Origin of the sequence: Vibrio sp. bablab_jr001, from assembly GCF_016464285.1 — a bacterium.
GTDB classification, from domain to species: Bacteria; Pseudomonadota; Gammaproteobacteria; order Enterobacterales; family Vibrionaceae; genus Vibrio; species Vibrio fluvialis.
Genome location: NZ_JACDWZ010000102.1, coordinates 250,449 through 262,540 on the forward strand (window position 1 = coordinate 250,449; position 12,092 = coordinate 262,540).

Genomic DNA, 12,092 nt, shown 5'->3' on the forward strand with positions numbered 1-12,092 from the left:
AGTTACAACTCAACAGACAGTGTATAAAGAAACGAGCGGTATGACTGTAGAACTATAGTCGAACGTCAGGACACGCGAGATGAGCCACAAAAAAAGAGGCCTGACGGCCTCCATTTTTTTAATTGCTTAGTGATGTAGGGTTGGTTTGGGCACCACTGTAATGCTGTCTCGATAGCTGAACCACAAATAGGTCACGACAATCGAGAAGAACAAATAGGACAACGCAAACACCAATGGCGAGGTAATCAGTTGCGCCGACAGTCCCCAGGCTACTCCTAATACGGTGACACCCACTTTCGCCAACAATCCACACACCAGCAGGAATACCGCTAGTTCAGGGAAACGAGAGCTGCGAAACGCAAACCAGTAACAGCTACCTACCGCCAATGCCGCGACAGATAAGCCAAGCATGAAAGAATGGAAATGTTCAGCTGACGCTACACCTGCCGATACCGATGCCATCATGATCAATAACAGTTTCATAATCTGCCTACCTTAGTTACAGAAAGCATCCTTTCAAATTTGAAATCTCACTTTTTGCATATTTTCTCGCATCGAATTTTTATTTCAAGAGCAAAAAAGCAACAAAAAATGAACAAAACTCAGGCCTAAAGCGATTGTTAATTAAGCGTTAAATTAGGCAGAGAGACACTTTTAGACTTACCAAAGCTTAGCGCGAGACATCTTTCCGAAAGATGACATTTTGAAACAAAAAATTAACCATAATTTTTTTATGACTAATGTTTTCATTTTGTGATCAGCGCACAGTTAACCCACGGCGAAAAACTTCAGATTGCAAAAATGGAAAGGAGCACTGATTGCGGAGATTGAAAATTGCAGAAAAGAGGAGGAACGGAAGAGATAGCTGTATCACACTTTTAAACTATTGACCGATTTAACAACGCGAGGGTTCTCGTCTTAGGGATTGCTCTCTGCTACTTTTGCGCCACCTTTGATTAACCTCACTTTCACCTCATGCCGTCACAGTATCGAATCGACAAAATTGTTGAGATTGGCGACACACTTCATCGCAGCGGATGCGCCCCTTATAAAGTAGAAAAATACACCCAGTTTTATGCACAAAAACATGGGGTGGATGTGATGATTCAGGCGACACCGACAACGATCAACTACCAGTTTCCAGACGACAACAACGCTGTGGTCATGAAACGTTTAAAGCCGGCTTCAATTAACCTCAGCTTGCTGGCCAATACGATTATCCGTATTAACCAGCCAAGCCATGAACCGGTTCCCGAACCCATTGGTTATCCCAAATGGATCATCGCGCTCGCCAATATGGGAATACCGCCAGCCTATCTGATGTTAGTGGGGAGTACGCTGGAAGCGGTCATGATCGCCGTGTTACTTGGCTTTCTGGTTTGGATCAGTCAACTGATTTGCCATTCACGCCGAGCGATTGCGGTGGAATTTGTGGCTGCACTTATTACTGGTGTGCTGGTGGCATTTCTGGCCAGTACCGGCTTGCCCATTCCGGTTTGGGCGTTATGTGTTGCGGCCGTGATTCTGTTTGTCCCCGGATTATCAATTGCGAACTCATTGGAATGTTTGGCGTTCAACGACCTGGTCTCCGGCACCAGTTTATTCGGTCAGAGTGCGCTGACGCTCATTAAGCTTTTTGTCGGCATTGTGATTGGTTTAAACATCGGGGAAGCGATATGGGGTCAAGCTCCGGCGACAACGTACAAAAACGAAGTACCGCTGGCCCTGCATATTTTCGGCTTGTTCCTGCTCTCGACATCGATCGGTGTCCTGTTTAATGCACGCCCGAAAGATATTCTGCTCGGTTTGCCCGTCGCCGTATTGGGGATGTGGGGACCATTTTATCTCGGCTTTGATGCAGGATGGGTGGTGGGCACCTGGGTAACGACCGTACTTATCACTTTGTATGGCACCTGGCTGGCCAAAAAAATGGAGCTCACAGGCTCCATCTATATCGTTCAGGGGATCATTATTCTGGTTCCGGGTAGCCGGGTGTTGATCAGCGCCAGCCAATCGGTATTTGAACAGTCGATTCTGCCGATCCCAAGCATTGGCCTATCGGCGTTGTTTATGTTTTCCGCCATCGTTGCGGGCCAGATTACCGCCTATTCGATTTACTCTCCTAAAATCGAACGTTAATCATGTTGCCCTAAGTTAAGAGCCCTATTCGAAAGTCACTCTTAAGCGGCTTTTGAATAGGGCTCTTTCCCTCTGTGTTTCATTTTGCGGCTGAAACTGCCTTTCCCTTTTTTCGCTTTCTCGACTCGTTGTCTGAACAACTGACTGGTAACGACGGCTTTTAATGCGTTGTCTTTGATCGTACCGCGACCAAACTCGGTTTCTATTACCGGATTGTCACGAGACATCTTTGATGAATGACTCATCATCGCCTCCTTTGTATTGGCATTAACATGTGATTACATTTTCGTAGCACATTTTGCGCCGAAATCTTGGCGTGTCAATCATCTACGAGGAACTGGGGCCACTATTTTTAAGAATGAGTACATACACAATTGCACAGAAATGGCGCATAGAGCATAAAATCTGACAAAATCTGAAAAAGCTTTTCGAGAGACATCAAGATTCGATTGACAACCCTACGGATTGCTCTAGACTCGTTAGCAGCTAGAAATGAAGTTCTTTGTATACACATTCGTTGGATTACTTGTAACTCCCGTCGTGTCGTACGCAATAGCAATCTACTTTTCCACGCTATCCGCGCCGTGATCGGCCACAATATTTAAATTTTTTTAGGATATACACTATGTCTACTCCAGTTACTGGTACCGTTAAATGGTTCAACGAAACTAAAGGCTTCGGCTTCATCAAACAAGAAAACGGTCCTGACGTTTTTGCTCACTTCAGTGCAATCCAAGGTGACGGTTTCCGCACTCTTGCTGAAGGTCAAAAAGTTGAGTTCGTAATCACTCAAGGCCAAAAAGGTCCTCAAGCAGAAAGCATCAAAGTTCTGTAATAGACTTTCCGAATTTTAATAGCCAGCTTTTAGCTGGCTATTTTCGTTATTGGGCCTCCCACTTTTCAGGCTCGTATAATCCTTATCCCTTAAAGTTAAAGTGTGAGCCGTTTTCATGGCACTGAAACCAACCATTTATAAGTTCCGCATCGCACTGACGGACATGAACCGCGATCATTACGATACGCTCAACCTTACCGTGGCACTCCACCCTTCAGAAACCGAAGAGCGTATGATGGCACGTGTACTGGCTTACTGTCTTAATGCCCACCCTCAACTACAGTTTACCAAAGGCATTTCGACCACCAGCGAGCCGGACATCTGGCAACAAGACTTAGCCGGGCACAACGAACTCTGGATCGAATTAGGTGAGCCAGAGGTCGAACGGGTGAAAAAGGCGACCCGCCTGGCCGATGTAGTAAAAGTCTACACCTATCAAACCAAGTCAGATATCTGGTGGCAACAGAACAAAGGTAAACTAGGCTACCACAGCGCTGAAATTGTGCGCTTTGACCCTGAAGCAATTACTGCCTTAGCTGCGAATCCCAAACGCACGGTTGACCTCTCGGTAATGATTACGGGTCATACCGTATTCGTTGAAGGTGACCTCAACAGCCACGAGATCAACTTCGATCTGCTGCAAGCGTTACCAGACTAATTGCACACATTTCAATAGACATCAAACTTTTGGAATCGCCGGAACAATCATAACTAGAGAAACTTGTGATTTTCCGGCAACATAGGGCGCAAAAATTCAGTCTTAAAAAATGGACACTTCAGCAAATTGTTACATCTTTGTTGAGAAAAGAACGTCAGGCAACCGGCTACTGGACTAAAAATGATTGCACGGCTTATCAACCACCACCTTCGTCTGACTAACGATGACGAGCAGTACCGGCGTATATATCTCAATTGCGCATCGGCGATGTTGCTCGCTGCAAACAACGTCTTTTTCCTGTTCTACAATACGGTTCTCGATTTCTATCCTCCTTTGGTATACGCGCATCTGACAACACTGGCGATTGTCTGTTATACCCAATACCTTCTGTTTGTTAGGAAAAAGGCTTGTGCGTCAGCATTACTGCTCACCTGCGTGATTTTCCTGTTGACCCATTTTTATATGTTTGATGAAGGGAACCGCGAATACGCTTTAATTTTTGGGTTGATCACGCCAGTCGTCGCAATTGCATTACTGCCCAGAAAAATTTCACTCCCCGCGATTGCCATCCAGTTTACCGTCTTTAACTACTTCATGCTGTCGCACATGGATGTTTGGCAACCCGCAGAAGATAACTTTGCCAGCTACATCAATTTAGTGGTCGTATGGATCACATTAGCCATCATCATTTGGTATTTCGACGCTAGTCGCTTGCATGCATACCGGAAAATGAACGAGGCCAGCCTCAAGCTGGAAAAACTGGCGATGACCGATTCTCTTACGGGTGTGTTCAACCGCCACTATATTGAGCGCCGCATTGCCAACAGCACTCGTCCCTTCCATGTGGCCATGATTGACGTTGATAACTTTAAGATGGTCAACGATCAATTCGGACACGTGGCCGGAGATAACGTCCTGAAAGGAATTGCCGATGTGCTCACCCAGTCGTTTGCCAGTGTGGGGATTGTTGGACGCTGGGGTGGCGAAGAGTTCATAGTACTGCTTACTGAAGGCGACAGTGAGGATATCTACCATTTGACTGAACAGGCACGAGCGAAAGTCGCGACCACTAATTTTGAGATCAAAGCACCAGTATCCATCAGTATTGGGCTGGCTCAGCATGATCTCGGTGACTATGAAGCGACGCTGCGTAAAGTCGACAAAGCGCTTTACAGCGCGAAGTCGGAAGGCAAAAACCGTATCGTCTCGACATTCCGTTACTAGTATCCTTCCATGAAAAAAGGCCCCGCAGGGCCTTTGGTGTTCTTGATGATGCCTCAGTAATCAGGCATTGAGCGTAGCGTGCGGGCCAAATACTTCGTAGTGAATACGCTCACCACTCACACCCAGAGCCATTAGCTGTTTCACGATGCTTTCCATGAAGGCCAGTGGGCCACACAAATAGAAGTCACCATCTGTCAGTGGCAGATCAACCAGACTGAGATCCATCGCTCCAGAGCGCGAAGCGCCGCGTTGACCATTCAGATACCAGATATGCTGCTGCCAGCCTTTTGCCGCTATCAGGGTTGCAGTTTCGTCAACAAAAGAGTGCTGCAAAGGCGAGTTACACGCGTGCAGATAAGTCACCTGCTGTTTCTCACCCTGAGCCAGAGTTTGCAGCATGGCCTGAACGGGTGTCGCGCCCACACCAGCAGAAATCAGGACCACCGGGCGATCACGCTCAACATAGAAGAAATCACCAGCTGGAGCGTATAGCGAGACACTATCCCCCTCTTCAACATGGTCATGCAGGTGATTTGATACCAAACCTTCAAACTCGCTGCCAACACCTTCACGCTTAACTGAAATGCGGTAGTTCACACCATTTGGTGCTTGTGATAGTGAGTACTGACGGATCTCTTTGTACTGACCACCCTTTGGCGTTACTTCAATCCCAATATACTGACCCGGCTGATAATCCAAGACAGACCCGCCATCTTTTGGTGCCAGAATGAAACTGGTCACCAGCTCCGATTCCACTCGTTTTTCTGCAACGACAAATTCGCGCGCATTCGCCCAACCACCGACGGCTTGTTTGCGCTGCAAATACAGTTCGCCTTCCCGGTCAATAAACACTTTGGCCAGGAACAGATAGGCTGCCGTCCACGCTTCTTCCACTTCTTGTGTGAATGCGTCAGGCGCCAGTTCACGCAGGGTTTCAATCAGATGATGGCCCACGATTTGGTAGTGTTCTGGCTGAATGTTGAAGCTGGTATGTTTATGCGCAATACGTTCAACTGCTGCCGTCAGCGCGGCAAGGTTTTCGATGTTCTTGGCGTACGCCGCAATGGCTTCAAACAGCGCAACACTCTGACGACCCGTTTTTTGGTGTGTCATGTTGAAGATGTCTTTCAGTTTCGGGTTGTGGCTGAACATGCGCTGATAAAAATGTTGAGTCAGCGCAGGACCTGCGGACTCAAGCAAAGGAATGGTGCTTTTGATGATGGCAATATTATGATTGTTGAGCATAGATCCAATTCTCCTCAAAGGTGGATACAAATTGTAAGGTGGCTAAAGACCACTCTGTCTGGTTCAAAGCATGACTTTCTGAATCTGATATTGCACTATCCGTACCAATTCATATCTTATTGATTTTTAATAATTTGATTTAATTTCAATCACAAGCAATGAGTCAAATTAACTCTTTTCAATCAGGTCACTTTGACACTAAACTATCCAAAACGAACATTTGGACTCTAGAATGCAGGATTTTTCTATTTCGACGCTGGTCGATATGACCATCGGCCTGGCGAGCGGGCTCAATGATGAAGACCGTTTCAACCGATTGTTGGATGCGGTGCGAAAGACGATTCAATGCGACTGCGTGGCGTTGATGTCGCTACAGGGCGACACGCTGGTGCCGCTGGCGATGCAGGGCTTGACCCGCGATACCCTCGGACGTCGTTTTCTCATTCATGAACACCCGCGTCTGAATCAAATCTGCGCCTCAACGACTCCGGTACGCTTTGACGCCGACAGCACACTGCCCGACCCGTTTGACGGCCTGCTGATGGATCACGATGATGACCTGCCAATGCACTCCTGCATGGGGTTGCCGCTGATTTTCGGAGACAAACTGCTCGGCGTACTGACGCTCGACAGCCTGACGACCAACGCGTTTGAACATATTCCGCTGCGCAGCCTGGAAGTGTTATCCGCCATCGCCGCTTCGACCCTAAAAATGGCGCTGACCTTTTCTCAGCTCGAAGCGCAGGCAAAGCAGACCCAGCAGCGTCTGGAAGAGCTCAATGAAGAAGCGTGGGAACGTGATGGTGGCGAAATTATTGGGTCCAGTGACGCCATGCAAGTAATGAAAGCCGATTTGGAAGTCGTCGCGCCGTCCAACTTTAATATTCTGATTCACGGTGAAACTGGCGTGGGTAAAGAGCTGGTGGCGCGCACCATCCATCATCTGTCACCGCGTAAACGCCAACCGTTGATTTACGTTAACTGCGCCGCCATTCCGGAAAATTTGGTTGAAAGCGAATTGTTTGGTCACGTCAAAGGCGCTTTTACCGGCGCCGATCGCCATCGTCTCGGGAAGTTTGCGTTGGCAGACGGCGGCACCCTGTTTCTGGATGAGATCGGCGAACTGCCACTGGCGGCACAAAGTAAAATCTTGCGTGCGCTGCAGAACAACGAGATTCAGCCGGTGGGTCAAGATCAGGTGCAGACCATCAACGTGCGTATTCTTGCCGCGACCAACCGCGACTTAAAACAGGAAGTTGAAGCGGGCCGCTTCCGCGCGGACCTCTACCATCGCCTGAGTGTGTATCCTATTCACGTTCCGGCACTGCGCGAACGTAATGGCGATGTCACATTGCTGGCTGGTTATTTCCTCGAAGTGGCACGGCGTAAACTCGGCATCGTGCAACTCAAAATTCATCAGGAAGCGCTCAGCCAACTGATCTACTACTCTTGGCCTGGCAACGTGCGCGAACTGGAGCACGTCATCAACCGCGCTGCATTAAAAGCGCGTGCCAAGCATCCGATGCAGACGCTGATCACCGTCAGCGCCGAAGATATCGGTGTACTGGAAGGCGAAGCTCATACCCCAGCGAAAACGGCGGTGAAAGCGGCAGCCGAGCCGGCGGTTGATCTGTCGAAGGGATTGCGTGATGCCACCGATGATTTTCAGCGTCGCTTAGTCAGTGAAGCGCTGACTCAAGCCGATTTTAACTGGGCGAAAGCGGGTCGCCTGCTCCAAATTGATCGGGCAAACCTGACTCGCCTTGCCAAACGTCTTGGGCTGAATGTGACGAAAACACACAAGATTGAGCAGAATTAACCTCACAGAATGCGCACAAAAAAGGGATAACATCGGTTATCCCTTTTGTTTTTATCGCCAATCAAATCAGGCCGCAGCTGAAGGCTCTGCGAGAGTCGGCTGGCGTGGAAACGCTCGCTCGTACTCTTCCATAAAATCACGGCGAATCAACTGCTCAAGATGCGTTGCACGCTCGGTCGGACAGAAAATCATGAAGTGCACAATCTGCTCTCCTGCCGGCGCACTGGTAATGTCGATGTGTGGCTCGGCATTCGGCAAATCCACGCCAGCGTGCTTTTCAATCATGCTGTTGTAGCGGCGCGCGACATCAATAAAGTGCGAGAAGTGCTCTTCAATCCGTTCATGCATGACAGGCACTAACGGATAAAGATTCACAAATTCCGGCACCACCACCGTGAAGTTATGAAATACGTAGCGTTTCATAAAATTGAGGTTTTTGACCGGAAAGGTAAAAAACATGCTGTTCGGCAACGTCGCCGTCTTGCCGGTGTAATGATACTGGCCATGTTGCAGGTCGATTTCCTGAATCACCGTCGCCATCATGTTGTGCTCAATCACTTCGCCGCTCAGTTTGCCGACTTCAATCCAGTCGCCAATGCGGAATGAGCGCGAGCTGGCGCGCTGAATCGAACCGGTAAAACAGAGGATGATCTCTTTGGACGCAACCACAATAGCCACGGCTATCGCGGTAACAGACAACGCAAACTGGCTGATCTCCGGTTGCCACAAGACAAACAGCACAAACAGAGTGGCAGCAAAGGTACCGTTTTTGGTACTCGACATCCATTTCCGTTGATGTTCGGTTAAAAATGCCGCATCGCCACGGATCTGCGACAGCGCAACCCTGCGCATGAACACCGCAAACAGTAAAATGATGAGTGTAAATATAAGTTTGTGTGTCAGCAGATAATCGATAACCGCGTTGAGCTTCTCCATTACCTTCTCCTACTTTCTGTGCACAGCGACTGCCATTCATCTCTGCGGATGATTAAACGCTGTGATTAATTCAAATTTGGGGCATTGTAACCAAGTAACGCGGGAGTGTCGGCACAGGCTGCTCGTTCTATGCGCCCTGTCAAAGGTTTATCCCGATCCCGCTTAACTAGTGCGCAGGCAGTTGAATAAACGTGGGCATCAAGAGATTCCGCCACAAAACAAAGCGCCGCTTTACAGAGGCAAAGCGGCGCCGGAATAGAAGAAGATGAAGACAATTATCGATAATGATGCGCGGTATTTTCCGCCAGTTTCACAATCACTCGAACCGCCTGTTCCATGCCTTCAATGGTAATGAACTCATGAATACCGTGGAAATTGTAGCCACCAGTAAAAATGTTCGGACATGGCAACCCCATGAATGACAAACGTGCGCCATCAGTCCCACCACGAATCGGTTTGATCAGCGGCTGTACATCGCACGCTTCCATCGCTGTTTTCGCTAACTCAATGATGTGCGGATGCGGTTCAATCATCTCTTTCATGTTGGCATAGCAGTCGTTGACCACTAACTCCACATGGCCTTTCTTGAGTTGACGGTTTAACTCGTCCACCGTTTGCTGCAAAAACGCTTTGCGAGCTTGTAAGCCCTCACGTTCAAAATCGCGGATCAAGTAATCCAGTTGCGTTTTCGCCACGCCCATTTTGGCAGACTTAAGATGATAGAAACCCTGATAGCCTTCGGTGCACTCCGGCGTTTCCTGCTGTGGCATCATCAGGATAAAGCGCGCCGCGATGTGCATCGCATTCACCATCTTGCCTTTGGCAGTCCCCGGGTGCACGTTCACGCCGTGACAAATCACTTCCGCGCTCGCGGCGTGGAAATTTTCATATTCCAACTCGCCCACCGGTCCACCATCAACGGTATATGCCCACTGTGCGCCAAACTTCTTCACGTCAAAATGATTCGCGCCGCGGCCAATCTCCTCATCCGGGGTGAAAGCAATGCAAATATCCCCGTGGGGAATCAAAGGATCCGCCATCAGCATTTCGACTGCGGTTATGATTTCCGCGATACCCGCCTTGTTGTCGGCTCCGAGCAGAGTGTTGCCATCAGTGGTGATGAGGTTGTAACCATGCAGATGATGCAGATCCGGGTATTGAATCGGTGACAGTACTTCGTCTCCCTTACCCAGCGCGATGTCGCCACCCTGATAGTTTTCCACGATTTGCGGCTTCACATGCTTACCGGGGGCATCGGGTGCAGTGTCCATGTGCGCGATAAAGCCGATCGGCGGCACCGGATAATTCACATTGGACGGCAGCTTAGCCATGACATAACCATGCTCGTCCATACTGACCTCGCTCAGCCCCAGTTCCAGCAGCTCGTCGTGCAGCGCCAGAGCAAACACCTTCTGACCGGTCGAACTCGGGCAGTGGTGGTTTTTCGGTTTCGATTGAGTGTCGTAGGTTACATAGCGTAGAAAACGCCCCACAAGATTATCCATAGCAAGTCTCACTGTCTGTCAAAACGCAGTTGAGCTTCTCCTCAACTGAAAGAAAACGCGCTTATTCCCAGCGATGCAACATTCGGTGCTGAGATACGCAGCCAATTGCAATCCATAGTACGGATTCTTCAGGAGGATGATTTGCTATAAATCAGTTTTTGGTGGATTAGAACAGAAACGCCCGCCACGGGAAGAGACGGGCGTGAAAAGCATTACAGCGAGATAAAGATGCCGGCTAAACAGGCACTCATCAGGTTAGCCAACGTACCAGCGAGTACCGCCTTAATGCCGAGGTTCGCTACTTCAGAGCGGCGCTCTGGCGCGATTACCCCAATCGAACCCAACTGAATCGCAATAGAACCAATATTGGCAAAACCACACAATGCAAAAGTCACAATCACTTGCGAGTGCTCACTCAGCAGTGCACGGTGGTCAACAAAGTCGATGAAGGCAACGAACTCGTTCATCACGATTTTCTGACCAATGTAAGAACCCGCCATCAGCACATCACTGCTTGGCACGCCAATCACCCATGCCAGTGGCGAGAACAGGTAGCCAAACAGCGCTTGCAGAGTGACGCCGCTAAAGCCCAGCACTTCACCCAAGCTTTCCAGACCCGTGTTGACCATGGCGATCACGCTGACGAACGCGATCAGCATGGTGCCAACCGCCACCGCGACTTTCATACCGTTCATCGCGCCGCTCGCCAGAGCATCAATCACGTTGCTGTCTTTGGCGCTGTCCATTTCAATATCGCTCTGATCCACTGGCGTATCGCGCTCTGGCACAATGATTTTCGCCATCAGCAGGCTGCCAGGAGCCGCCATGAAACTTGCCGCAATCAGGTATTTCAGATCCACACCCAGGCCGGCGTAGCCACCCAGCACGCTGCCCGCAACCGATGCCATACCGCCCGCCATTACCGCAAACAGCTCTGAACGGGTCATGCGTGACAGGAACGGACGCACCAACAGCGGAGATTCACCCTGCGATAAAAAAATGTTGCCCGTTGCTACCAGCGATTCCGCTTTACTGGTGCCGAGGAACTTCTGAATACCACCACCGATGAACTCAATCACCTTTTGCATGATGCCGAGGTAGTAAAGCGCAGAAATCAGCGCGCTGAAGAAAATGATGATGGGCAGGACGCGAATAGCAAAGATAAAGCCCGAATTCGCCAGGTCACCAAACAGGAAGTTGATGCCCGCATCGGCAAAGCCCAATAGGCTGGAAACGCCACCACTCAATGACGCCAGCGCACTTTGTCCCCAAGGGAAATAAAGTACCAGCGCGGCAAAACCCACTTGCAGTAAAAGCGCGCGGGAGACAGTTTTCCAGTTGATTGACTTGCGGCTTTCCGATAACGCCACCGCGCACAGTACCAGCACCAGAACACCGATGAATCCAAATAAAAGTGTCATTGTTTTACCCAGTTAAAAGTTTGTAATAAAAGGAAAAACCAAAAACTTGGTAAAGGAGGAAGCACGCACCTCATCGGCAATGTCGGCAGACAGCGCACTGTGAAGAGAGAACAAATTGTTCATGAGAGATCACCTTATACAAGCGTTGGATGGATCGCAGCTGGTCCGGTCCGTGGGGTCATTCACAGTTCCATGTGACGGCTTGTATTGGCTGAGCACCGGCTCATAGCCGGGCGGAAAGTATAGCGATAGAAAATAGAACTTCATCACATTTTTTGACGCAAACGTTCAAGCGTTCATCCATTGAACA

The 12,092-nt window shown here is 49.2% G+C and carries 11 protein-coding genes; 5 read left to right on the forward strand and 6 right to left on the reverse strand.

Annotation, left to right across the window (positions count from 1 at the left end; translation table 11 throughout):
* Window positions 1–126: 126 nt before the first annotated feature.
* Window positions 127–483, reverse strand: a complete 357-nt coding sequence (locus tag JIG40_RS19265) for a hypothetical protein (protein ID WP_020329829.1) — start codon at window positions 481–483, stop codon at window positions 127–129.
* Between the two features lie 492 nt (window positions 484–975).
* Between JIG40_RS19265 and JIG40_RS19270 the strand changes: the two genes are divergently transcribed.
* Window positions 976–2,139, forward strand: a complete 1,164-nt coding sequence (locus JIG40_RS19270) for a threonine/serine exporter family protein (protein ID WP_020432828.1) — start codon at window positions 976–978, stop codon at window positions 2,137–2,139.
* Between the two features lie 41 nt (window positions 2,140–2,180).
* Here the strand turns inward: JIG40_RS19270 and JIG40_RS19275 are convergent, their stop codons facing one another.
* A complete protein-coding gene (locus JIG40_RS19275; protein WP_269205753.1) occupies window positions 2,181–2,387 on the reverse strand; it encodes a ribosome alternative rescue factor ArfA in 207 nt (68 codons plus the stop codon).
* A gap of 377 nt (window positions 2,388–2,764) precedes the next feature.
* On the opposite strand from JIG40_RS19275, the gene JIG40_RS19280 reads away from it, so the two are divergent.
* The 3 genes from JIG40_RS19280 to JIG40_RS19290 all read left to right on the forward strand — a co-directional run bounded on the left by JIG40_RS19280 (window position 2,765) and on the right by JIG40_RS19290 (window position 4,856).
* Window positions 2,765–2,974, forward strand: a complete 210-nt coding sequence (locus JIG40_RS19280) for a cold-shock protein (RefSeq protein WP_000106983.1) — start codon at window positions 2,765–2,767, stop codon at window positions 2,972–2,974.
* Window positions 2,975–3,089: 115 nt separating this feature from the next.
* Complete coding sequence (locus JIG40_RS19285) at window positions 3,090–3,632, forward strand: YaeQ family protein (RefSeq protein WP_020329820.1); 543 nt, start codon at window positions 3,090–3,092, stop codon at window positions 3,630–3,632.
* A gap of 180 nt (window positions 3,633–3,812) precedes the next feature.
* The gene (locus JIG40_RS19290) at window positions 3,813–4,856 is read left to right on the forward strand and encodes a GGDEF domain-containing protein (protein WP_244662698.1); all 1,044 of its coding nucleotides are present in this window, start codon (window positions 3,813–3,815) and stop codon (window positions 4,854–4,856) included.
* 60 nt (window positions 4,857–4,916) lie between these two features.
* Here JIG40_RS19290 and hmpA read toward each other — a convergent pair whose 3' ends face one another.
* A complete protein-coding gene (gene hmpA, locus JIG40_RS19295) occupies window positions 4,917–6,101 on the reverse strand; it encodes an NO-inducible flavohemoprotein (RefSeq protein ID WP_199465882.1) in 1,185 nt (394 codons plus the stop codon).
* 232 nt (window positions 6,102–6,333) lie between these two features.
* Between hmpA and norR the strand changes: the two genes are divergently transcribed.
* Entirely contained in the window at window positions 6,334–7,920 is a 1,587-nt protein-coding gene (gene norR / locus JIG40_RS19300; protein WP_020329815.1) for a nitric oxide reductase transcriptional regulator NorR, read from the forward strand.
* A 66-nt stretch (window positions 7,921–7,986) separates the two neighbouring features.
* Here norR and JIG40_RS19305 read toward each other — a convergent pair whose 3' ends face one another.
* The 3 genes from JIG40_RS19305 to JIG40_RS19315 all read right to left on the reverse strand — a co-directional run bounded on the left by JIG40_RS19305 (window position 7,987) and on the right by JIG40_RS19315 (window position 11,782).
* On the reverse strand, window positions 7,987–8,856 hold the full coding sequence (locus JIG40_RS19305) for a mechanosensitive ion channel family protein (RefSeq protein ID WP_020329814.1): 870 nt from the start codon (window positions 8,854–8,856) through the stop codon (window positions 7,987–7,989).
* A gap of 275 nt (window positions 8,857–9,131) precedes the next feature.
* The gene (pepT, locus tag JIG40_RS19310) at window positions 9,132–10,361 is read right to left on the reverse strand and encodes a peptidase T (protein WP_199465883.1); all 1,230 of its coding nucleotides are present in this window, start codon (window positions 10,359–10,361) and stop codon (window positions 9,132–9,134) included.
* A 212-nt stretch (window positions 10,362–10,573) separates the two neighbouring features.
* Complete coding sequence (locus JIG40_RS19315; protein ID WP_020329812.1) at window positions 10,574–11,782, reverse strand: NupC/NupG family nucleoside CNT transporter; 1,209 nt, start codon at window positions 11,780–11,782, stop codon at window positions 10,574–10,576.
* Window positions 11,783–12,092 lie beyond the last annotated feature (310 nt).

Bases quoted from the DNA above. Each gene is read 5' to 3' on its own strand.
- JIG40_RS19265 (WP_020329829.1), bottom strand. From the start codon at position 483: ATGAAACTGTTATTGATCATGATGGCATCGGTATCGGCAGGTGTAGCG.
- JIG40_RS19270 (WP_020432828.1), top strand. From the start codon at position 976: ATGCCGTCACAGTATCGAATCGACAAAATTGTTGAGATTGGCGACACA.
- JIG40_RS19275 (WP_269205753.1), bottom strand. From the start codon at position 2,387: ATGATGAGTCATTCATCAAAGATGTCTCGTGACAATCCGGTAATAGAA.
- JIG40_RS19280 (WP_000106983.1), top strand. From the start codon at position 2,765: ATGTCTACTCCAGTTACTGGTACCGTTAAATGGTTCAACGAAACTAAA.
- JIG40_RS19285 (WP_020329820.1), top strand. From the start codon at position 3,090: ATGGCACTGAAACCAACCATTTATAAGTTCCGCATCGCACTGACGGAC.
- JIG40_RS19290 (WP_244662698.1), top strand. From the start codon at position 3,813: ATGATTGCACGGCTTATCAACCACCACCTTCGTCTGACTAACGATGAC.
- hmpA (WP_199465882.1), bottom strand. From the start codon at position 6,101: ATGCTCAACAATCATAATATTGCCATCATCAAAAGCACCATTCCTTTG.
- norR (WP_020329815.1), top strand. From the start codon at position 6,334: ATGCAGGATTTTTCTATTTCGACGCTGGTCGATATGACCATCGGCCTG.
- JIG40_RS19305 (WP_020329814.1), bottom strand. From the start codon at position 8,856: ATGGAGAAGCTCAACGCGGTTATCGATTATCTGCTGACACACAAACTT.
- pepT (WP_199465883.1), bottom strand. From the start codon at position 10,361: ATGGATAATCTTGTGGGGCGTTTTCTACGCTATGTAACCTACGACACT.
- JIG40_RS19315 (WP_020329812.1), bottom strand. From the start codon at position 11,782: ATGACACTTTTATTTGGATTCATCGGTGTTCTGGTGCTGGTACTGTGC.